We start from the raw sequence: 21,838 nt of genomic DNA on the forward strand, positions 1-21,838 counted from the left end.
CGCACGCGATGCCGCACGTCAAGCGGAGCGTTAGCCCGCCTCGACCGTTCGCAACAGCGCTTGCCGTGAAGAGGGTCGCTTCTCTAGGCGGGCGGGACACGGATCGGAGCGGGAATCATGGCGGATTGGTCTGAGATCGAGGCGCTGCCTCAGGTAAAGCTTGAGCAGCTGTTCGCGGACGATGCGGAGCGGCTCGGGCGGCTGTCGCTGGACGTAGCCGGCATCCACTTCGATTGGTCGAAGACGCACCTGACGCGCGAGGCGGTCACGGCCTTCGAAAAGCTTGCCAAGGCACAGGACCTTGCCGGCAAGCGCGAGCAGATGTTCTCGGGCGCGCACGTCAACGTCACCGAGGATCGCCCCGTCGAGCACACGGCCGAGCGCGGGGAGGGCAAGCCGGAAAGCGTCGCCCGGGCGGCCGACTATCACGCCCGCATGCGCGCGGTGATCGACGCGATTGAGGCGGATGCATTCGGCCCGATCCAGCACATCCTGCATGTCGGCATCGGCGGCTCAGCGCTGGGGCCGGACCTGCTGGTCGATGCGCTCGGCCGCGATTTCGAGCGGTACGACGTGGCGATCGTCTCCAATGTCGACGGGATGGCGCTGGATGACGTGTTCGCCGCCTTCGATCCCGATGCGACCCTGCTGGTGGTGGCCTCCAAGACCTTCACCACCACCGAGACGATGATGAACGCCGAGAGCGTGATCGGCTGGATGACCGAGAATGGCGTCGAGGACCCGTACGGCCGCGTCATCGCGCTGACCGCCGCGCCCGAAAAGGCGGTGGAGTGGGGCGTCGATGAAACCCGCATCCTCGGCTTCAGCGAGGGGGTCGGCGGACGCTATTCGCTCTGGTCGTCGATCGGCTTCCCGGCTGCGGTCAAGCTAGGCTGGGACCAGTTCGAGGAGCTGCTGGAGGGCGCCGCGGAGATGGATCGCCACTTCCGCCTCTCGGCGCTGCACGAGAACGCTCCCGTGCTCGCCGCCTTCGCCGACCTTTACTACACCCAGGTCCGCCATGCCGAGACGCGGGCGCCTTTCGCTTATGACGAGCGGCTGCGGCTGCTGCCGAGCTACCTCCAGCAGCTGGAGATGGAATCGAACGGCAAGAGCGTCACCGTCGACGGCCAGCCGGTCGGCCGCCCCACCGCGCCGATTACCTGGGGCGGGGTGGGGACCGACGCGCAGCATGCGGTGTTCCAGCTGCTCCACCAGGGCACGCACCTGATCCCGGTCGAGTTCCTGGCGGTGATCGAGCCGGGCGACACCCTGCCGGAGGAGCATCATCGTCAGCTGCTGCTCAACGCCTTCGCGCAAGGGGCGGCGCTGATGAAGGGCCGCGCCAACATCGACGATCCGGCGCGCGCCTATCCGGGCGACCGGCCTTCCTCGACCATCCTGCTCGACACGCTGGACGCCCGCACCCTGGGTGCGCTGATCGCCTTCTACGAGCACCGCACTTTCGTGAACGGTGTACTGCTGGGCATCAATTCGTTCGACCAGTTCGGGGTGGAGCTGGGCAAGGAGATGGCCAAGGCGGCGGCCAAGGGCGGCGGCGATTTCGACCCCTCCACCACCGACCTGATCCGCCGCGCCGGGCTGGAATGAGGGGACCGGAGCCGCTATGTGTATGGTTCTGCGGAGCCATACACATGCGGACCAATATCGAGATCGACCCCAACTTGATCGCCGAAGCGATGGAAGAGCTTGGCGTCAAGACAAAGCGTGAGGCGGTGACGAAGGCGCTGGAAGAGGTTGTAAGAATGAAGCGGCAGCTTCGCGCTTGGGATGAGCTTCGCGGCAGCGGCTGGGAGGGTGATCTCGACGACATGCGGACAAGCAAGTACGTTCCAGCCGAGTGACCGTCCTGCTCGATAGCAGCGTTTGGATCGATCTGTTTGCCGACCGTCCCACGATCCAGACGGAGGTCGGCAGGCGATTGATCACCCAGTCAGAGCGCATCGTTGTCGGCGATCTCGTGCTGACCGAAGTCCTGCAGGGCACACGAGACCGCCAAGACTTCGAGCGGAAGCTCACGCGATTGAAGCTGTTCGATCCGCTCACGATCGTCGACGGGAAGGTCGCGACCCAGGCCGCTCGCAACTACCAGCATCTTCGCGAACTTGGCATAACCGTCCGCAAGACCATCGATACGCTGATCGCTACCCGCTGCATCCTCGACAATATCCCGCTGCTCTACAGCGACCGTGACTTTGACCCCTTCGTCCAGCACCTAGGCCTGCGGTCGGCGCTGGACAACCCCGGAGACCATCATGCCTGACTTCGACTACGACCTCTTCGTCATCGGTGCCGGTTCGGGCGGCACCCGTGCCGCCCGCGTCGCCGCGGCGCATGGGGCTAAGGTGGCGGTGGCGGAGGAGTATCGCGTCGGCGGCACCTGCGTGATTCGCGGCTGCGTGCCCAAGAAGCTGCTCGTCTATGGTGCGCATTTCGCCGAGGATTTGAAGGATGCGCGCCGCTTCGGCTGGATGGTGCCGGAAGACCTCCAGTTCGACTGGCAGTGCCTGCGCGAGAACGTGATGGCCGAGGTGGATCGGATCAATCAGGCCTATACCAACACACTCAAGACCAACGGCGCCGAGATCATCGAGCAGCGCACCACCGTCAGCGGTCCGAATGAGGTGACGCTGGCCGATGGCACGAAGAAGACGGCGAAGACGATCTTGGTGGCAGTCGGCGCGCACCCGCAGATCCCGCATTGCGAAGGACACGAACACGGCATCACCTCCAACGAGGCGTTCAATCTCGACGGCATCCCCAAGCGCATCCTGATCGCGGGGGCGGGCTATATCGCCAACGAATTCGCCGGCATCTTCCACCAATTCGGCGCGCACGTCATCCTGATGAACCGGACCAAGGACATCCTGCGCGGCTACGATCTCGCGATCCGCGACCGCCTGCTCCAGATCAGCATGATGAAGGGCCTGGAGTTCCGTTTCGACGCGACCTTTGAGAAGATCGTCAAGCTGGACGATGGCTGCCTGGAGGTCCACATGAGCGGCCACGATCCGGCGGTCGTCGATCTGGTGATGTTCGCCACCGGCCGCATTCCCAACACCAAGGGCCTGGGGCTGGAGAGTGCCGGCGTTGAAATGACCGAGCGCGGCGCCATCAAGGTGGACGACGACAACCGCTCGACCTGCCCGTCGATATATGCCGTGGGTGATGTCACCGATCGCATCCAGCTGACCCCGATCGCGATCCGCGAGGGGCAGGCGTTCGCGGACAACCTGTTTGGCAAGGGCGGTGGCAAGGTCGACTATGCCTGCATCCCGAGCGCGGTATTCAGCCATCCGCCGCTCGCCGGCGTCGGCCTCACCGAAAGCCAGGCGCGGCAGAAGTTCGGCTCGGTACGCGTCTATTCATCGGATTTCCGGCCAATGAAGAACGTGTTGGCGGGGCGGGACGAGCGCGCGCTCTACAAGATGGTGTGCGACGGCGAAACCGACCGGGTGCTGGGCATTCACATGATCGGGCCCGACGTGCCCGAGATCATCCAAGCCGCGGCGGTGGCGGTCAAGGCGGGACTGACCAAGACGCAGTTCGACGCCACGGTGGCGCTGCACCCGACGATGGCGGAGGAGTTGGTGCTGCTGAAGTGAGCGCCGGCGAGGTCCTTGCCGAGCTGTCGTTCACCGGCGTGGTGATCGAATGGCGAGGACCGGCGCCGTTCTTCTTCGTCGCGGTGCCGGAGACAATGGTGGGCGAGATCCGCTATGCTGCGCGTCAGGCGAGCTACGGTTGGGGCTGCGTGCCGGTCGCTGGCGATGCCGGGGGGGTCGCGTTCACCACCTCGCTGTTCCCGCGTGATGGCGGCTATCTTGTGCCGCTCAAGGTTGCGGTGCGTCGCAAGGCCGGGATCGTGCTGGGCGATCCTATCGACCTCCGGCTGACGATCTCTGCGGTGAAGTCCTGAGCCCCATCACCCGCTGCCGAACGGCAGCACGCTTTCGTACCGCGCCAGTGCCGGTGCCCCCGCCACCGCTGCACCCCGCCGTAGCAGGAAGGCGTGGCGGACGATTTCCGCCTGCTGCTCGATACCGTAGCGCAGCAGCGGTTGGCCGGGCACAAAGCTGTAGGAATAGCGGCAGAAGGGGTGCCGCTTGAGCGGCAGGAAGATGCCGCGCTGGTGCTGCCAGACGTGGCACATCTCGTGGATGAAGAGGCCTTGATCGCCGAGCGACGCATCGGAGAAGTCGTCCCGCCACAGGGCGCCGTGCGGGTGGAAGTGGATGTTGCCGCGCGGGGCCATCACCACGCCACGCGGTTGGAAGAACGCCCATTTGCGGTTGCACAGCCGTACCGGCGTGTAGTCGATCGCGTCGCCATAGATCGAACGGGCGAGGGCGATCTCGCCCGCGGTCAGCGGCCGATCCGGCGCGGCGCTCACTTGGGTTCCGGATCGCCCGCCGCGATCACCGTCGCGTCCAGCAGGATGCGCGTGGAATCGGCGAAGGTGAAAGTCAGCGTCATCGCGCTGCCGGGTTTCACCACCGGGTTGATCCCGAACAGCATCAGGTGGCGCCCTCCCGGCTCGAACCGTACCTTGCCGAGCGCGGGCACCGGCACCGAGGCGATCTTCGCCATCGTCATCGCGCCATTGGCGGTGCGCTTTGTCTCGTGCAGTTCGGTGCGGATCGCGGTGTCGGCGGAAACGGCGATCAGCGTCGCCGGGGTCGGCCCGCCATGCAGGGTGAAATAGCCCGCCGCCGGCCGCCCCGCCACCGCCGGCAGCCGCACCCAGGCGTCGCTGACGTACAGCTGCTTCTCCTGCCCGCAGCCGGCGAGCGCGACCGTCGCGGCGAGAATGGCGAGGGACGGGCGCATGACAGGCTCCATTTTCGGGAAAAGCAGCCTTCCGACTAGTCCCCGACCCGCCTTGCGGCAAGGCGAAGCCCCCCTATATCGCGCTCGGAACATGCGGTTTCGCTGCCGTAACGGGGCGTGACTGCAAGGATTTACGACACGCAGGGGCTACAGGCACTCATGGCAAAAGTTATCGGCATCGATCTTGGTACTACCAACAGCTGCGTTTCCGTGATGGAGGGCGGCAAGCCCAAGGTGATCGAGAATGCGGAGGGCGCGCGGACCACGCCGTCGATCGTGGCCTTCGCCAAGGACGGCGAGCGGCTGGTCGGCCAGCCGGCGAAGCGCCAGGCCGTCACCAACGGTGACAACACTATCTTCGCGGTGAAGCGCCTGATCGGCCGCCGCTTCGACGATCCGGTGACCAAGAAGGACACCGAATTGGTGCCGTATAAGATCACGCGCGGGCCGAACGGCGACGCCTGGGTGTCGGCGGGCGGCAAGGACTATTCTCCCTCGCAGATCAGCGCCTTCACGCTGCAGAAGATGAAGGAAACCGCTGAGTCGTATCTCGGTGAGACGGTCACGCAGGCGGTGATCACCGTACCGGCCTACTTCAACGACGCGCAGCGGCAGGCGACCAAGGACGCCGGCCAGATCGCGGGCCTTGAAGTGCTGCGCATCATCAACGAGCCGACCGCGGCGGCGCTCGCCTATGGCCTGGAGAAGAACGACGGCAAGACCATCGCCGTTTATGACCTGGGCGGCGGCACCTTCGACGTCTCGATCCTGGAGATCGGCGACGGCGTGTTCGAGGTGAAGGCCACCAACGGCGACACCTTCCTGGGCGGCGAGGACTTCGACAACAAGATCGTCGATTTCCTTGCGGAGGGCTTCAAGAAGGATGAGGGGATCGACCTCACCAAGGACAAGCTTGCGCTCCAGCGGCTCAAGGAAGCCGCCGAAAAGGCGAAGATCGAGCTGTCGTCTGCGCAGTCGACCGAGGTCAACCTGCCCTTCATCACCGCCGACCAGAACGGGCCGAAGCACCTGGTCAAGACGATCAGCCGCGCCGATCTGGAGCGTCTGGTCGAGGACCTGATCAAGCGCACGCTGGAGCCGTGCCGCAAGGCGCTGGCCGATGCCAGCGTCAAGGCGGACGAGATCAGCGAGGTGGTGCTGGTGGGCGGCATGACCCGCATGCCGCGCGTCCGTGAGGTGGTGAAGGGCTTCTTCGGCAAGGACCCGCACACCGGTGTCAATCCCGACGAGGTCGTGGCGATGGGCGCCGCGATCCAGGCGGGCGTGCTCCAGGGCGACGTGAAGGATGTGCTGCTGCTCGACGTGACCCCGCTGTCGCTGGGCATCGAGACGCTGGGCGGCGTGTTCACTCGAATGATCGACCGCAACACGACCATCCCGACCAAGAAGTCGCAGACCTACTCGACCGCGGACGATAACCAAGGCGCGGTGACGATCCGCGTTTTCCAGGGCGAGCGCGAGATGGCGGCGGACAACAAGCTGCTCGGCCAGTTCGACCTGGTCGGCATTCCGCCGGCGCCGCGCGGCGTGCCACAGATCGAGGTCACCTTCGACATCGACGCCAACGGCATCGTCAACGTCTCCGCGAAGGACAAGGGCACCGGCAAGGAGCAGCAGATCCGTATTCAGGCCTCCGGCGGTCTTTCGGATAGCGACATCGAGCAGATGGTCCGCGACGCCGAGAGCTTCGCCGAGGAGGACAAGAAGCGCCGTGCTGCGGCCGAGGCGAAGAACAACGCCGAAAGCCTGATCCACACCACCGAGCGTCAGCTTGCCGACAATGGCGACAAGGTGGACGAGGCGCTCAAGGGCGAGATCCAGGGCGCGATCGACGAGGCCAAGGCCGCGGTCGAGTCCGGCGACTCCGACCGGATGAACGAGAAGGCGCAGGCGCTCGCCACCGTGGCGATGAAGCTCGGCCAGGCGATCTACGAGAAGCAGCAGCAGGCCGAGGCGTCGCCGCAGGCGGAGGCGGGTGGTCAGCAGGCCGGCGCTGAGGATGTCGTCGATGCCGAATTCTCGGAAGTGGACGACAACCAGAAGGCGTAACGCAGATGCTTGGCCGTCATCTCCGCGCAAGCGGGGACCCATCTTCCACCCGTGCCGCTTGGTGGGACGGACAGGAGATGGGCCCCCGCCTGCGCGAGGTGACGGCCTTGTTGTGCCTGCGTTGGGCGGGGGCCCAGTATGACTGAAGTCGATTATTACGAGCTGCTCGAATGCGAGCGGACCGCCGACGCGGCGACGATCAAATCGTCGTATCGCAAGCTCGCGATGAAGTTTCATCCGGACAAGAACGCCGGGTGCAAGGATTCCGAGGCGAAGTTCAAGGCGGTCAATGAGGCGTATGACTGCCTCAAGGACCCGCAGAAGCGAGCCGCCTATGACCGGTTCGGCCATGCCGCCTTCCGCAACGGCGGGGGTGGCAGCGGGCAAGCCGGCCAAGCAGATTTCTCCGGCTTTTCCGACATTTTCGAAAGCGTGTTCGGCGAGTTCATGGGCGGCCGCCCCGGCCAGCGCCAGCCGCGCCGCGGCGCTGACCTGCGCTACGACATGGAGATCAGCCTCGAAGAAGCGTTCCACGGCAAGGCGACCGAGATCACCATCGACGTCACCGCGGCGTGCGAGACCTGCCACGGCTCGGGCGCCAAGCCGGGCAGCCGCCCACATGCGTGCAACACCTGCGGCGGCCACGGCAAGGTGCGCGCGCAGCAGGGCTTCTTCGTGGTCGAGCGCGCCTGCCCGGTGTGCAACGGCTCCGGCCAGGTGATCGACGATCCTTGCCGCGATTGCCGCGGCGACGGGCGGGTTGAGAAGACCAAAACCCTCAAGGTCGACATTCCTGCAGGCGTCGACGAGGGCACCCGCGTGCGCATGACCGGTGAGGGTGAGGCAGGGCCGCGCGGCGCCCCTGCGGGCGACCTGTACATCTTCCTCCATCTGAAGCGGCACCCGATTTTCGAGCGCGAGGGCACGACCCTGTTCGCGCGCGCGCCGGTCAGCTTCACCACCGCCGCGCTGGGCGGCACGCTCTCCATCCCCGGCCTTGACGGGCGCGCGCACGAAATCCGCATTCCGGCCGGCATCCAGTCGGGCAAGCAACTGCGCCAGCGCGGCGCCGGCATGCCCGTGCTCCAGGGCCGCGGCTTCGGCGACCTCGTCATCCAGGTCGAGGTGGAGACACCGACCAGACTCTCCACCCGTCAGCGCGAACTGCTGGAGCTGTTCCGCGAGACGGAGACCGGCGAAGAGTGCCCCGAATCGAAGGGCTTCTTCGCCAAGCTCAAGGAAGCATTCGCCGGGGAATAGCCGCGCGCTGCAGGTGTACGGCTATCGTTCGACCATCCGATCGTCGAACATCCCGTAGAGCAAGGTCGAGCCATAGAGTGCCAGTGCCCGGTCGCGCGGCATCGACCAGGCCCATTTGCGCATGTCGAAGGCGGCGTTGAGGAATGCCATCAGCGCCTGTGCGGCGATCAGCGTGTCCACCGGGCGCACCGTGCCCTCGGCGATCCCATCCGACATCGTTCCCGCGAAGCGTCGGGCGATACGGTTGGACCGCTCGACCATGGCCTGCCGCGCGCCGGCCGGCAGGCCGCTGAGCGCGGTGGTGCGCAGCAGCGGACCTTGCTCGGAAAACTGTACGTCGAGCAGGGTAGCAATCATCGCCGCCAGCCGATCCCACTGGCTGCCGCCACGCGTGTCGGCAAGGCGCTGCGCATCTGCGATCGTGTCGAAGCTGCGCTTGTAGCAGGAGATCACCAACTCGTCCTTGGCATCGAGATGGTGGTAAAAGCTGCCCTTGGTGACGTTGAGCTCCGAGGCGATCCGCTGGACGGACGCGCCGCGATAGCCGAGCTCGTTGATCAGCCGCGTGGCCGCTAGCAGAAAGGCCTCGCGCCCGGGCACGGCGTCGTCGTGCGGCAGGTCCACCGGCTCGGGATGCCATTGGGCGCCAGGAACCGCGATGCCGCGCGCGAAGATGTCGAACAGCCGCGTCTCGACGCGCGGGTACTGATCGGGTTCGTAGCGGGGCAGCCAGACCGGCAGCCAGAACGTGTTCTCCAGCAGCACGTGTGCCCGCGCACCCGCGAGATCGGTCGCGGCCTTATTGAGCCCTTCACCCCACAGGGCGCGTGTGCGCCGGAAGACCTCGCGCCAGCGCGCCATCAAGCGGCTCCGTACCGGCTCCTCCGTGGCGCGCAGGTCGGAAAGCACCGCAAACGGGCGTTCCTCGCCGCGTTCGATGCGTGCGAGCCGTGCCATGTTGAGCGACAGGTAGCGCTGAACCCTGGCATCGGGCGTGGGTTGGCCATGCGCGTCCTCCAGCATGGACAGGAGATAGTCGAGCGTGTGCTCGAACGCCGCTGCGGCGAGATCCTCCTTCCGCTTGAAATAGTAGGTGACGCTGGTGGTGTTAAGCCCCACTCGCCGCGCCACATCCGCGAAGGTCATGCCCTTCGCGCTCTGCTCGTTGATTGCCGCAGCGGCGGCGGCAAGGATCGCCTCGCGCTTCTCGCGAAAGCGCCTGGTGCCCGTTTCGGTGCCGTTCTCGGCTTCCGCAGCATCCCCCATGTCGGGGAGTGTACCAGTTACCATTTGAAGAGACAGTCCCTTTTTTTAGTTGGGCGAGTCATTCGCTCGCTATGGGGTTGCCGGCCGATTCGTTGCCTTTACCGAAAAGTCGGTACGGTCTAAGCGGGTCGGCGAAAAGGATCGGGAGAGGGCGTCATGGACTTCACGCTGAGCGAGCGGGAGACGTATTTTCGGGATCGCGTACGCGCGTTCATCGATGCGGAGGTGCGGCCGCGCGAGGCCGAATACCACGCTCAGGCGCATGAGGGCGAGCGCTGGAAGGTCATCCCCGTCGTCGAGGAGGTGAAGGCCAAGGCGAGGGCGGCCGGGCTGTGGAACTTCTTCATGCCGCCGCATTCGGGCCAGCATCATGTCGACGAGACGTTCGAGTTCGAAGGTACACAGCTGACCAATCTCGAATATGCGCTGTGCGCGGAGGAGATGGGCAAGATCGGCTGGGCGAGTGAGGTGTTCAACTGCTCGGCGCCCGACACGGGCAACATGGAAGTCCTGCATCGCTATGGCACGCGTGAGCAAAAGGACCAGTGGCTTCGCCCGCTGATGAACGGCGAGATCCGTTCGGTCTTCTATATGACCGAACCGGCGGTCGCCTCCTCCGACGCGACCAATATCGAGACGCGGATCGAGCGCGACGGCGATCATTATGTGATCAACGGCCGCAAATGGTGGTCGTCTGGCGTGGGTGATCCACGCTGTAAGATCGGTATCCTGATGGGCAAGACGAGCTTCGAGGGTTCGCGCCACCAGCAGCAAAGCCAGATCCTGGTGCCGATGGACACGCCGGGGATCCGGATCGAGCGGATGCTCTCGGTCTATGGCTATGACCATGCGCCGCACGGCCATGGCGAAGTGGTGTTTGAGAACGTCCGCGTGCCGGTCGAGAACCTGCTGCTTGGCGAAGGCCGCGGCTTCGAGATCGCGCAGGGCCGCCTCGGACCGGGTCGCATCCACCACTGCATGCGCACCATCGGCGTTGCCGAGGTGGCGATCGAGAAGATGGCCAAGCGCCTGCTGAGCCGTGTCGCCTTCGGCAAGCGCATCTCCGATCACTCGGTATGGGAGCAAAGGATCGCCCAGGCGAGGATCGAGATTGAGATGACGCGCCTGCTCTGCCTCAAAACCGCCGACATGATGGACAAGGCCGGCAACAAGTCCGCGCAGCTGGAAATCGCGATGATCAAGGTGTTCGCACCCAACATGGCGCTGCGCATCCTGGACGATGCGGTTCAGGCGCATGGCGGCGGCGGAGTGGCGGAGGATTACGGGCTGGCGCATGCCTGGGCATCGATGCGCACCCTGCGCCTGGCCGACGGGCCGGACGAGGTCCACGCGCGTTCGATCGCGCGCAATGAATTTGGCAAGTACGGCGACTGGAAGGCGGAGATCGCGTCCAACGACCGGCGGGGGCCCGAGGTGTCGAGCGGCGAGATCGGGGTGAGCAGGTAGCCGCCTCTTCGTTCGTATTGAGCGGCGTCGAGGCACGCGCCAGCGGGCGCTTCTCGACTTTGCTCGAAGCGAACGGACGTCGCGAGCGCCTATCGGGACAAGCGTGAGGGAATGAAGTGAAAGCCGCCGTACTCCACGAAACGAAGACGCCGCTCCAGATCGAGGAGGTCGTCGTCGCCAAACCCGCCGCGCACGAGGTGCTGATCCGCACCCAGGCTGTGGGGGTGTGCCGGTCGGACCTCCATTTCGTCGATGGCACCTATTCCACGCCGCTGCCGGCGATTCCGGGTCACGAAGCGGCCGGAGTCGTCGAGGCGGTCGGCTCGGAGGTGCGCACGGTGAAGGTGGGCGATCATGTCGTCACCTGCCTGTCTGCGTTCTGCGGTCATTGCGAATTCTGCGTCACCGGGCGCATGTTCCTGTGCATCGACCAGTCGACCAAGCGCGCGAAGAGCGCGCCGCCGCGTCTGTCGTTCAAAGGATCGCGCTGGCGCCCCGGAAAGCCGGTCAACCAGATGCTCAATCTCTCCGCTTATGCCGAGATGATGCTTATCCATGAGCATGCCTGCGTCGCGATCGACCGGGACATGCCGCTGGACCGGGCGGCGCTGATCGGCTGCGCGGTCACGACGGGCGCGGGCGCGGTGTTCAACTCCACCGATGTCACCCCGGGTGAGACGGTGTGCGTGGTCGGCTGCGGCGGCATCGGCCTGGCTGCGGTGAATGCTGCCAAGATCGCGGGCGCGGGCAAGATCATCGCGGTCGATCCAGTGGCGGAGAAGCGCGCGATCGCCACCAAGCTGGGCGCCACCCACACGGTGGATTCGAACAGCGAGACCGCGGTGGCCGAGGTGGTCGACATTTCCAAGGGCGGCGTGCACCATGCCATCGAGGCGGTGGGGCGGCCGCAATCCGCCGCGACCACGGTGAAGGTGCTCCGCCGCGGCGGCACCGCCACCATCCTGGGCATGCTGCCGACCGATCAGGTGGCGAGCCTGTCCGCGATCGACCTGCTCTCGGGCAAGCGCCTCCAGGGCGGGCTGATGGGATCGAACCGCTTTCCGGTCGACATCCCGCGGCTGGTGGATTTTTACCAGCGCGGCCTGCTCGATCTCGACACGATCATCGCCGAGCGCATGCCGCTCGAAAACATCAACCATGCGTTCGACGAGTTGCGCAAGGGTGACGCCACCCGCAGCGTCATCACCTTCGACTGACGGACCCGCGATGACCGACACGGCCACCGACACCAGCCTCCAGGCCGAGATCGCCGAGCGCGACCGGCTCGATACCGACCGGCTCTCCGCGTGGATGCGCGACCATGTCGAAGGGTTCGCGGGCCCGCTGACCTATGCGAAGTTCGCGGGCGGCCAGTCCAATCCCACCTATAAGCTGATCACCCCGGCGCGGAGCTACGTGCTGCGCCGCAAGCCGATGGGCGAGCTGCTGCCCAGTGCGCACCAGGTCGATCGCGAGCATCGGGTGATGGCGGCGCTGCACCCCACCGGCTTCCCGGTGCCGCGGCAATATGGCCTGTGCGAGGACGATTCGGTGATCGGCAGCGCCTTCTACGTGATGGAGATGGTGGACGGGCGGACGATCTGGGACGGCGGCATGCCCGACCTGACCCCTGACCAGCGCCGCGACCATTATCATGCGATGATCGACACGCTGGCCGATCTGCACAACACCGATCACGAGGCGATCGGACTGGGGGATTTTGGGCGGCCGGGAAATTATTTCGAGCGGCAGGTGTCGCGCTGGGCCAAACAGTATCGCGGCGCCGAGACCGAGCACATGCCCGCGATGGAGTCGCTGATCGATTGGCTGGGTCGCACCGTGCCCGAGCAGACGCGTACCTCCATCGTCCACGGCGACTATCGCGTCGACAACATGAAGTTCGCACCCGGCACCGAGCCGCGCGTCGCGGCGGTGCTGGACTGGGAGCTGTGCACGCTCGGCGACCCCACCGCCGACCTCACTTATTACCTGATGAGCTGGGTGACGGTGCCCGAGGGCCGTTCGGGGGTGATGGGGCTGACCGGCCCGGAGACGGGAATCCCGCCGCTGGAGGAGATGGTGGCACGCTACTGCGCGCGCACCGGGCGCGACGGGTTGCCCGAGCTAGACTGGTACTTCGCCTTCAACCTCTTCCGCCTCGCGTCGATCGTACAGGGTATCAAAAAGCGCTTCCTGATCGGCACGGCGAGCAACGCCAAGGCGGAGGAGACCAGCGCGCGGGTGCCGATGCTGGCGGATGCGGCCTGGGGCTTCGCGCAGAAGGCGGGGGCGTAACATACTCCGTCACCCCGGCGAAGGCGGGGGGCCATCTCCGGCGCACGGAGTCGGGGCAACGGCAAGAGATGGGTCCCCGCTTTCGCGGGGATGAAGAAAATGGTGGGGAGGAAACCTGTGGCATCGCTATTCGATCTGACCGGGAAGGTCGTGCTCATCACCGGCTCGTCGCGCGGGATCGGTAAGGCCAGTGCCTTCGCCTGTGCCGAGCAGGGCGCCAAGGTGGTGATCTCCAGTCGCAAGCAGGACGCGTGCGACGCAGTCGCGGCGGAGATCAACACGCGCTTTGGGGAGGGCACCGCGATCGCGGTCGCCGCCAACATTTCCGACAAGCGCGGGCTTCAGGCGCTGGTCGATGCAACGCGCGCAGCGTTCGGCCGCATCGACTGCCTGGTCTGCAACGCGGCCTCCAACCCCTATTACGGCCCGCAAGAAGGCATCGCGGACGAGCAGTTCCGCAAGATCCTGGACAACAACATCCTCTCCAACCACTGGCTGATCACCATGGTCGCGCCGGAGATGAAGGCGCGTGGGGAGGGGAGCGTGGTGATCGTCTCCTCGATCGGTGGCTTGCGCGGCTCGACGGTGATCGGCGCCTACAATATCAGCAAGGCGGCCGACATGCAGCTCGCCCGCAACCTGGCGCACGAATATGGCCGGCACGGCATCCGCGTGAACTGCATCGCGCCAGGGCTGATTCGCACGGATTTTGCCAAGGCGCTGTGGGAGGACGAGGCCGCCGTCGCCGAGCGCAACCGCACAACGCCGCTGCGCCGGATCGGCGAGCCCGAGGAGATCGCGGGTGCGGTGGTCTATCTCGCCAGCCCTGCGAGTGCGTTCATGACCGGCCAGGTGCTGGTGATCGACGGCGGCGTGACGATCTGACGCCTCGTGCGTCATCCCCGCGCAAACGGTGACCTATCTCGTGCCGGTTCGGCGAACGAGAGGCGCGGTTCGGGGCTGACCTTGGGAGATGGGTCCCCGCCTGCGCGGGGATGACGGGAGAAAAGCGATGGCACGCTTCACGAACAAGTCCATCATCGTCACCGGCGCAGGCTCCGGCATCGGCCGTGCCGCGGCGCTGCTGTTCGCGGTTGAGGGCGGGAAAGTCGTCGTCGCCGACGTGACCGAAGGCGCCAATGAAACCGCGCGGATGGTTACGGATGCGGGCGGCACCGCGGTTGCGCTGCGCATGGACGCGGGCACCGAGCCCGATGTCGAACGGGCAGTCGCGCTCGCCTGCGACCGCTTCGGCGGGCTCGACATTGCCTTCGCCAATGCCGGCATCTCGGGCGGCATGGCCAACATCTTCGATACCGATGTGGCGCTGATCACCGAAGTGCTGCGCGTGAACCTGATCGGCCCCTATCTGATGGTGAAGCACGCCGCGCCGAAGATCGCCGAGCGCGGCGGCGGCGCGATCGTGATGACCGCCAGCGTCGCGGGCATCCGCTCGGGCGCGGGGTCGCCGGCCTATTCGGCAAGCAAGGCGGGGGTGATCAACCTCGCCATGGTGTCGGCGCAGCAGCTGTCGGGCTCGAACGTCCGCGTCAACGCGATCTGCCCCGGCCTGACCGAGACCGGGATGACCAAGCCCACGTTCGACTATGCGCGTGAGGCCGGCAAGATGGACCGCGTCGGCCGGCTGAACCCGCTCCGCCGCGGCGCCCAGGCCGAGGAACTCGCCAAAGTGGCGCTGTTCCTCGCCAGCGACGATGCCAGCTATGTCAACGGCCAGGCGATTGCGGTGGATGGCGGGCTCTCCTCCAGCCACCCAGTCACTAAGCAGGAATATGGGCGCACGGCCGTCTAGGCGGCGGCCCAGCGCTCCACCACCTGCGCCAGCACGGCGAGCGGCATGCCGCCGGCCTGCACCACGGTGTCGTTGAACGCGCGCACGTCAAAGCGCGCGCCCATGCGCGCCTTGGCGACATCGCGCAGGCGATTGATCTCATTGTGGCCGGTCTTGTAGCCCAGCGCCTGTCCCGGCCAGGCGCAATAGCGGCTGGTCTCCGATCGCGCCTGCGACTCGGTCTGCCCGGTCGTATCGGTGAAGAACCGGCGCGCCTGCTCCAGCGTCCAGCGTTCGTGGTGCAGCCCGGTGTCGACCACCAGTCGCGTCGCGCGGAACAGCATCGACTGGAGATAGCCGAGCCGGCCGAGCGGATCGCGCTCGTAGAAGCCGAGTTCGTCGCCGATCTGCTCGGCGTACAGCCCCCAGCCTTCGCTATAGGCGTTGAACGCGAGGAGGGTGCGGATCAGGGGGAGGTCGAATGTGTATTCGCCTTGCCAGATGTGGCCGGGAATGCCCTCGTGGAAGGTCAACGTCGGCAGCGCGTAGCGCGGCCAGATGCCGGTATCCTTGAGGTTGATATAGTACATTCCCGGCGTCTTGCCGTCGAGCGAGCCGGGGCCGGCATAGCCGTTGGGCGCGCCATTCTCGATCGCCGGGGGCACGCGCTTGATGACGAGGTTGCCGCGGACCAATTTGCCGAAGGCGCGGGGCAGGCGGGGGCGCAGCTCCGCCACGACTTCGTTGAGATAGGCGAGCAGCCTGGCGCGACCGGCATCGTCGTTGGCGAACAGCAGGTCGGGTCGCTTGCCGAGCTCGGTCATGCGCGCGCCGACCGCCCCCTGCGTCAGGCCCTGCGCCTTGAGCAGCGCGTCCATCTGCGCGGAAAGCGCGCGGCATTGCTCCAGGCCGGAGGTGTGGATCTCCTCGGGCGTGTCCTTGGTGGTGGTGGCCGCCTCGACCAGCCAGGCGTAGCGGTTCGCGGCATCGGGCAGCGCCCACATGCCGGGGCCCTCGGGCGCACGCGGGCGCAGCGCGGCGATCGCCGCCGCCTGCGCGCGCAAGGCCGGGGCGACCCGCTCGACGCAGAGCTTGGCCGCCTGCGCCTGCCAGTCGCCGGCGATGCCCGCCGCCTTCACCTTCTCGCCCAGACTGGTGACCAGGCCCCAGCCTTCCGGCGTGTCGGCACCGGCGGCGAGCTGGCGGACGGTGAGGTCGTTGAGGAAGGCGGGCAGCATCGTGCCCGCGGCGGCGTCCGCCTCGATCCGCTGCGTCTCGGCGGCAAGCTGGCCCGCATAAGCCTCAATCCGCGCCAGATAGGCCTCGGCATCGGCACGGGTATCGACCGCATGCTTGGTTTCGAGCAGGTCGGGCGTGTCGACGAACGCGCCATTGCCCTGCGACACGACATAGGGCGTGCTGCGGTAGTTGTTGCTCGACAGGAGCGCCATGTCGCCCGCGTGCAGGCGATGCCAGCCGTCGACGCCGAGCCGGAACGCCTCGGTGGCGACCGCGAGGTGGATCTGCACGGGCGGCGACAGCGCGTCCGCATCGATCGCGCGTAGCGCCGCGAGGCGAACGGACGCATCGGCAGCGCGGCGGCGCTCCGCCTCCGCGGAGCGGTCGGTCAGCCGCGTCTTGAGGCCAGCGCGGGCGCCGGTGTCTAGCCCGAGATAGGCGCTGTATTCCGGATAGACGGCGAGCAGTGCCTCGGCGGTGTCCGCCAGCAACTTGAGCGCGGCGGCATCGCCGGGCGCAGCGGCGCGGGCGGGAAGGGCGGCGAGCAGACCAGAGGCGGCGGCGCCGGCGAGCAGGGAACGACGGTCGATCACTTCCGGCGCTTCCGGACGAGGCCTTCCTGGGCGACGCTGGCGACGAGGCGTCCGTCCTGCGTGAAGATCTGCCCGCGGTTCATGCCGCGCGCATGGCCGGTCCACGGACTATCGGTAGAGTAGAGCAGCCATTCGTCGGCGCGGAACGGCTCGTGCAGCCAGAGCGCGTGGTCGAGGCTGGCGGTCTGCATCCCCGGCGTGGTCCAGTTGACGCCGTGCGGCAGCATCGAGGTGCCGAGCAGCATCATGTCGCTCGCATAGGCCAGCACCGCGCGGTGCATCGCCGGATCGTCGGGCAGCGTGGCGACGGCGCGGAACCAGCTGTGCTGGACGGGATCGGTGGCGACCGGCTCAAACCACCTGCGTGGGAACACGGGCCGGATCTCGATGGGGCGCGGACGGGTGACAACGGCGCGCAGCGCCTCGGGCAGTTTCACCGCGTCGCGCGCGCGGAGCTCCGATTCGGTCGGTAGCGTCTCGGGCGCAGGCACCTCGGGCATGGTGTCCTGATGGTGCATGCCCTCCTCGGGCAGCTGAAGCGAGCAGGCCATGTTGAGGATCGGCTGACCGCGCTGCATCGCGATGACGCGTCGGGTCGAGAAACTCTTGCCATCGAAGTCACGCACCACGCGGTAGATGATCGGGAAGTTCTCGTTGCCCGGCCGCATGAAATAGGCGTGCAGCGAGTGCGTGGTCTTGGGCGCCTCGGTGGAGCGCTGTGCCGCCTGGAGCGCCTGGGCGATCACCTGCCCGCCAAATACGCGGCCTACACCGTCGCGGGAGCGGCGACCGCGATACAGGTCGGTATCGATCTCCTCGACGTCGAGGAGGTCGACGAGGTCGGCGGTGAGGGCGGCGGGGGTGGTGTCGGTCATGCGGTCCTCTTCTCCCTCTCCCCTTCGGGGAGAGGGCAGGGGAAGGGGAAGTTCGAGACCGATGTGTTTCGTCCTGCCCCTCTCCCTCGCCGCTTCGCGGCTCTCCAGTTGCGGGTCAACATCGCCCCGCGATGTTGAGGTTGTGCCGGGGGCACAACCAACCCGCAACTCCCCGTAGGGGAGAGGGTAAGGGGGTCAATACCCCTCCGCCCTTGCCAGCCGGTCGGCATGGAAGTTCGCATCGCCGAACAGCTCCGCCAGGACGCGCTGGCGCTTCATGTAGAAGCCGATGTCATATTCGTCGGTCATGCCGATGCCGCCGTGCATCTGCACGCCCTCCTGCACCGCCAGCATCGTCGCCATACCCGTCATCGCCTTGGCGACCGAGACCGCGCCATCGGCGCGCTCATCGCCGGCGTCGAGCAGTTGCTGCGCCTTGAGCACGGCGGCGCGGGCGACCTCCATCTCGGAATAGAGGTGGGCGGCGCGATGCTGGAGCGCCTGGAAGCTGCCGATCAGCTCGCCGAACTGCTTGCGTTCCTTGAGGTAGTTCACCGTCATGTCCATCGCGCCGCCGCCGACGCCCAGCATCTCGGCCGCGGCGCCGGTGCGGCCGGCGCGGAGCAGGCGGTTCAGCGGATCGCGGCCTGCATCCACCTCGCCGATCACCGCGTCGGCATCGACCTCGACGCCGTCGAACTCCATGCGCGCGGCGAGACTGGCATCGGTCAGCCGCTCGGGCGTGGCGGAGAGGCCGGCTGCGTCCTTCGGCACGGCGAACAGGGTGACGCCCTCCTCATCGTCCGCCGACCCGGCCGTTCGGGCAGCGACGATCAGCAGGTCGGCGACATGGCCATGCGCCACGAACTGCTTCTTGCCCGTTAGTTTGAAGCCGTTGCCGGAGCGTTCGGCCTTGAGGCCGACGCTGGCGCGATGCTTCGCACCCTCGTCGATCGCCAGCGCGGCGACGGTCTCGCCGGCGAGGATGCCGGGGAACCAGTGCTCGGCCTGCGCGCTGCCCTTGAGCGCTTCGACCGCGGAGATGGCGGTGGACAGGAAGGGCGAGGGCGACAGGTTGCGGCCGATCTCTTCCAGCACCACGCCCGCCTCGACATGGCCGAGGCCCAGCCCACCCTGGTCTTCGCCGATCAGGATACCGGTGAAGCCCATTTCGGCGAACTGCTTCCACAGCTTTGGGTCGAAGCCGGTCGCATCATCGGCGTCGCGCAACGCGCGCATGTGGGAGACGGGCATCTGCTCGGCGACGAACTCGCGCGCGCTCTCGCGGAGCATGGTTTGGTCTTCGTTGAGGTAGAGAGGCATGTGCTTTCCTTAGTGTCCCCGCGCAGGCGGGGGCCCAGAGCCCCGAGCGCAGTGTATGTGACTCTGTGCCCCCGCTTGCGCGGGGGCACATGCGTGGCGTCGGCCTACGCCCCCGGAAGTTCCAGGATGCGCTTGGCGATGATGTTGAGCTGCACCTCGCTGGTGCCGCCCTCGATCGAATTGGCCTTGGTGCGCAGCCAGGCGCGTGCCTCGCGGCCGCCATTCGAGCGGTCGCTCTCCCATTCGAGCTCGTCCGAACCACCGGCCGCCATCATCAGCTCGTGACGGGCCTTGTTGAGCTCGGTGCCGTAATATTTCATCATCGAAGGCTGGGCGGGGTGGGCGCGCCCGGCCTTGAGCTCGTCGATGAACCGCTCGCTCTGCGCCGCGAACGCCTTGGCACGCACCTCGAACAGCGCGATCTGCGCGCGGAGCAGCGGATCGGCGAGGCGGCCGTCGTGATCCACGCCGATCGTCGCCAGTGCGCCCTCGACCAGCGGGTTCTTGGCGCCGGTGCCGCCCAGGCCCATGCCCGAGATCATCTCGCGCTCATGCCCAAGCAAATATTTCGCAACGTCCCAGCCGCGGTTGAGCTCGCCGACGAGGTTCTCCTTGGGCACCTTCACATTGTCGAAGAAGGTTTCGCAGAAGGGCGAATAGCCGCTGATCAGCAGGATCGGCTTGGTCGACACGCCCGGCGTGCGCATGTCGAACAATACGAAGCTGATGCCCTTGTGCTTGCTGGTCTTGTCGGTGCGGACCAAACAGAAGATCCAGTCCGCCTTGTCGGCATAGCTGGTCCAGACCTTCTGGCCGTTGACCAGGAAGTGATCGCCCTTGTCTTCCGCGGACGTGGCAAGGCTGGCGAGGTCGGACCCCGCATTGGGCTCCGAATAGCCCTGGCACCAGCGGATTTCACCGCGCGCGATCTTCGGCAGATGCTCCTGCTTCTGCGCCTCGTTGCCATATTTGAGCAGCGCCGGCCCGAGCATCGAGATGCCGAAGCTGTTGAGCGGGTTGCGGCCCTTGATCCGCGCCAGTTCCTCGCGCAGCACCTTGGTCTCCGCGGCGGAAAGGCCGCCGCCGCCATATTCCTTGGGCCAATCGGGCACGGTCCAGCCGCGCGAGGCCATGGCGTCCATCCATTGCTTCTGGGCAGGGCTCATCGCGCTCTGGTCACGGCCGCCCCACACCGCATCCTTCTCGGTGCGGACCGGCTCGCGCATCTCGGGAGGGCAATTGGCGTCGAGCCAGGCGCGGGCTTCGGCGCGGAAGGTTTCGAGGTCGGTCATGTCGGCTCCTGGATGGAGGGAAGGGCGGCGGTCGCGATCTTGGCGATCGCGATCGTGTCATGGTCGCGGTAGCGGGCGCCGATCACCTGGACGCCGATCGGGAGGCCGTCGTGCGTAGTGACCGGCATCGCGGTGGCGGGCAGGTTCGGATAGGTGGCGAGCCCCGGCCAGCCGAACTGGAGTCCGAACGGCGCCTTGGTGTCGGCGACCGCCAACTCACGCTCGCGGATATCGACGTCGCTGTGCTCGAAGGCCGGCACCCCGAGTGTCGGCGCGATCACTGCGTCGAATCGCTCGAACAGCCGTTCCCAGGCACGCGTGGTCTGCGCCTGTGTGTCGAGCATCGCGAACCAGTCGGGGAGGGAGGCCTCGATCCCGTCCGGCGAGCGCGCGCCGCGGGCGAGGGTGACCGAGAGCAGCCGCATATAGTCAGCGAATTGCTTGGCTTGGTCGGGGAGCAGATTGCTTCGCGTCTCCACCTCTGCGCCATCGCGGGCGAGCGCGGCGCCGACTGCCTCAACTGCCGCGACGACGGCGGGCTCGACGGGCGAGATCGGGTGCTGGGTGACGAGCAGTATGCGCAGGTGCTTCGCCCCGGACCCGCTAGAGCGGGGCAGTGGAATGTCGGCGAGAACGTCCAGCGATGCCGCCAGGTCCTCGGGTGCGCGTGCCATCGGACCGATGACGGAGAGCGGGCCGGGGTGCCAGTGGGTGCGCGGCCAGTAATGCCCATCGCGGCTGAGCGCGCCATAGGTCGGCTTCAGGCCCCAGGTGCCGCAGAAGTGCGAGGGAACGCGGATCGAGCCGCCGATGTCCGAACCAATTTCCAGCGGCACCATGCCGCTCGCCAGCGCTACCGCCGCGCCGCCCGACGAGCCGCCGCTGACGCGGGCGGGATCGTGCGGGTTGTTGGTGCGACCATAAACCGGGTTCGTCGACTGAAGGTCCGCCAGCCCCGGCGGCACGTTGGTCTTGCCGAGGATGATCGCGCCCGCCGCCTTGAGACGAGTGACCGCGACTGCGTCGGTCTCGGCGATGAAGTCGCGGTGTTCCTCGAACCCCCAGGTGGTGGGGAGGCCGGCGACATCGAAACTTTCCTTCACCGTCATCGGTACGCCGAGAAGAGGCGCGTCGAAGCCGGCGGCGATGCGAGAGTCGAGCTCGCGGGCAGCGGCGCGGGCGCGATCGAAGTCCCGCACCACCACCGCGTTGAGCACACCATCCCGTGCCTCGATGCGGGCGATCGCGGCTTCGGTCTCCGCCAGCGCGCTGGTGGCGCCGGCGCGGACCGAAGCGGCGGTGGCGAGGGCGGTCGTCACCCTCGCCCCTCCGGGGAGCATCGGGTAAACAGTGCCCCGCACTGTTTAGGCCATGCCGGGGGCATGGCCGACCCGATGCTGGAGAGGCGCGCCGCGCCGAGGGAGAGGCGAAGGGCCATGCCGTTGGTGAGTCGCACTGCCCCTCTCCCTCGCTTCGCTCCGCTCGCTTGCCCTCTCCCCAGAGGGGAGAGGGTGA

20 protein-coding genes are annotated in these 21,838 nt (G+C 66.9%); 12 read left to right on the forward strand and 8 right to left on the reverse strand.

Translation table 11 applies throughout. From position 1 onward, the window contains the following. Positions 1-117: 117 nt before the first annotated feature. The 5 genes from pgi to ACFDTH_RS04640 are packed head-to-tail and all read left to right on the forward strand — an operon-like array spanning position 118 to position 3,940. Complete coding sequence (pgi, locus tag ACFDTH_RS04620; protein ID WP_375286333.1) at positions 118-1,611, forward strand: glucose-6-phosphate isomerase; 1,494 nt, start codon at positions 118-120, stop codon at positions 1,609-1,611. Between the two features lie 44 nt (positions 1,612-1,655). Continuing rightward, positions 1,656-1,865 carry a type II toxin-antitoxin system VapB family antitoxin gene (locus tag ACFDTH_RS04625; RefSeq protein ID WP_375286334.1) on the forward strand — a complete coding sequence of 70 codons (210 nt, stop codon included), beginning with the start codon at positions 1,656-1,658 and terminating at the stop codon, positions 1,863-1,865. Next, the gene (locus tag ACFDTH_RS04630; protein WP_375286335.1) at positions 1,862-2,284 is read left to right on the forward strand and encodes a PIN domain nuclease; all 423 of its coding nucleotides are present in this window, start codon (positions 1,862-1,864) and stop codon (positions 2,282-2,284) included. Before ACFDTH_RS04625 ends, ACFDTH_RS04630 begins: the two co-directional genes overlap by 4 nt. Then, positions 2,277-3,626 (forward strand): glutathione-disulfide reductase, encoded by a 1,350-nt coding sequence (gene gorA / locus ACFDTH_RS04635; protein ID WP_375286336.1) that lies wholly within the window; start codon positions 2,277-2,279, stop codon positions 3,624-3,626. Before ACFDTH_RS04630 ends, gorA begins: the two co-directional genes overlap by 8 nt. Then, on the forward strand, positions 3,623-3,940 hold the full coding sequence (locus tag ACFDTH_RS04640) for a DUF1905 domain-containing protein (RefSeq protein ID WP_375286337.1): 318 nt from the start codon (positions 3,623-3,625) through the stop codon (positions 3,938-3,940). Before gorA ends, ACFDTH_RS04640 begins: the two co-directional genes overlap by 4 nt. A 6-nt stretch (positions 3,941-3,946) precedes the next feature. On the opposite strand, the gene ACFDTH_RS04645 is transcribed toward ACFDTH_RS04640, so the two are convergent. Together ACFDTH_RS04645 and ACFDTH_RS04650 are read right to left on the reverse strand one after the other, a co-directional pair. Beyond that, complete coding sequence (locus tag ACFDTH_RS04645) at positions 3,947-4,414, reverse strand: vgr related protein (RefSeq protein WP_375286338.1); 468 nt, start codon at positions 4,412-4,414, stop codon at positions 3,947-3,949. Further along, positions 4,411-4,851 carry a copper chaperone PCu(A)C gene (locus ACFDTH_RS04650; protein WP_375286339.1) on the reverse strand — a complete coding sequence of 147 codons (441 nt, stop codon included), beginning with the start codon at positions 4,849-4,851 and terminating at the stop codon, positions 4,411-4,413. Before ACFDTH_RS04650 ends, ACFDTH_RS04645 begins: the two co-directional genes overlap by 4 nt. 159 nt (positions 4,852-5,010) lie before the next feature. Between ACFDTH_RS04650 and dnaK the strand changes: the two genes are divergently transcribed. Both dnaK and dnaJ read left to right on the forward strand, forming a co-directional pair. Further along, a complete protein-coding gene (gene dnaK / locus ACFDTH_RS04655; protein ID WP_375286340.1) occupies positions 5,011-6,921 on the forward strand; it encodes a molecular chaperone DnaK in 1,911 nt (636 codons plus the stop codon). 138 nt (positions 6,922-7,059) lie between these two features. After that, positions 7,060-8,181 carry a molecular chaperone DnaJ gene (gene dnaJ / locus ACFDTH_RS04660; RefSeq protein ID WP_375286341.1) on the forward strand — a complete coding sequence of 374 codons (1,122 nt, stop codon included), beginning with the start codon at positions 7,060-7,062 and terminating at the stop codon, positions 8,179-8,181. 21 nt (positions 8,182-8,202) lie between these two features. Here dnaJ and ACFDTH_RS04665 read toward each other — a convergent pair whose 3' ends face one another. Beyond that, the gene (locus ACFDTH_RS04665) at positions 8,203-9,471 is read right to left on the reverse strand and encodes a TetR/AcrR family transcriptional regulator (RefSeq protein WP_375286342.1); all 1,269 of its coding nucleotides are present in this window, start codon (positions 9,469-9,471) and stop codon (positions 8,203-8,205) included. 132 nt (positions 9,472-9,603) lie between these two features. Here ACFDTH_RS04665 and ACFDTH_RS04670 point away from each other — a divergent pair, with 132 nt between their 5' ends. The 5 genes from ACFDTH_RS04670 to ACFDTH_RS04690 all read left to right on the forward strand — a co-directional run bounded on the left by ACFDTH_RS04670 (position 9,604) and on the right by ACFDTH_RS04690 (position 15,022). Continuing rightward, the gene (locus ACFDTH_RS04670; RefSeq protein ID WP_375286343.1) at positions 9,604-10,914 is read left to right on the forward strand and encodes an acyl-CoA dehydrogenase family protein; all 1,311 of its coding nucleotides are present in this window, start codon (positions 9,604-9,606) and stop codon (positions 10,912-10,914) included. Between the two features lie 116 nt (positions 10,915-11,030). Then, positions 11,031-12,131 (forward strand): Zn-dependent alcohol dehydrogenase, encoded by a 1,101-nt coding sequence (locus tag ACFDTH_RS04675; RefSeq protein ID WP_375286344.1) that lies wholly within the window; start codon positions 11,031-11,033, stop codon positions 12,129-12,131. 10 nt (positions 12,132-12,141) lie between these two features. Beyond that, positions 12,142-13,209, forward strand: a complete 1,068-nt coding sequence (locus tag ACFDTH_RS04680) for a phosphotransferase family protein (RefSeq protein WP_375286345.1) — start codon at positions 12,142-12,144, stop codon at positions 13,207-13,209. 117 nt (positions 13,210-13,326) lie between these two features. Beyond that, on the forward strand, positions 13,327-14,094 hold the full coding sequence (locus ACFDTH_RS04685) for an SDR family NAD(P)-dependent oxidoreductase (protein WP_375286346.1): 768 nt from the start codon (positions 13,327-13,329) through the stop codon (positions 14,092-14,094). Positions 14,095-14,221: 127 nt separating this feature from the next. Further along, positions 14,222-15,022, forward strand: a complete 801-nt coding sequence (locus ACFDTH_RS04690) for an SDR family NAD(P)-dependent oxidoreductase (protein ID WP_375286347.1) — start codon at positions 14,222-14,224, stop codon at positions 15,020-15,022. Here the strand turns inward: ACFDTH_RS04690 and ACFDTH_RS04695 are convergent. The 5 genes from ACFDTH_RS04695 to ACFDTH_RS04715 all read right to left on the reverse strand — a co-directional run bounded on the left by ACFDTH_RS04695 (position 15,019) and on the right by ACFDTH_RS04715 (position 21,642). After that, entirely contained in the window at positions 15,019-16,833 is a 1,815-nt protein-coding gene (locus ACFDTH_RS04695; protein ID WP_375286348.1) for a DUF885 family protein, read from the reverse strand. The two genes, ACFDTH_RS04690 and ACFDTH_RS04695, sit on opposite strands and share 4 nt — an antisense overlap. Then, positions 16,830-17,708 carry an acyl-CoA thioesterase gene (locus tag ACFDTH_RS04700; RefSeq protein WP_375286349.1) on the reverse strand — a complete coding sequence of 293 codons (879 nt, stop codon included), beginning with the start codon at positions 17,706-17,708 and terminating at the stop codon, positions 16,830-16,832. The genes ACFDTH_RS04695 and ACFDTH_RS04700 overlap by 4 nt, the downstream gene beginning before the upstream one ends. Before the next feature lie 195 nt (positions 17,709-17,903). Continuing rightward, a complete protein-coding gene (locus ACFDTH_RS04705; RefSeq protein ID WP_375286350.1) occupies positions 17,904-19,031 on the reverse strand; it encodes an acyl-CoA dehydrogenase family protein in 1,128 nt (375 codons plus the stop codon). 104 nt (positions 19,032-19,135) lie between these two features. After that, positions 19,136-20,323: an acyl-CoA dehydrogenase family protein gene (locus ACFDTH_RS04710; RefSeq protein ID WP_375286351.1), complete on the reverse strand. Its 1,188-nt coding sequence runs from the start codon at positions 20,321-20,323 to the stop codon at positions 19,136-19,138. Beyond that, complete coding sequence (locus tag ACFDTH_RS04715) at positions 20,320-21,642, reverse strand: amidase family protein (protein WP_375286352.1); 1,323 nt, start codon at positions 21,640-21,642, stop codon at positions 20,320-20,322. The genes ACFDTH_RS04710 and ACFDTH_RS04715 overlap by 4 nt, the downstream gene beginning before the upstream one ends. Positions 21,643-21,838 lie beyond the last annotated feature (196 nt).

Origin of the sequence: Sphingomonas sp. (assembly GCF_042096255.1) — a bacterium.
Classification (GTDB): domain Bacteria; phylum Pseudomonadota; class Alphaproteobacteria; order Sphingomonadales; family Sphingomonadaceae; genus Sphingomonas.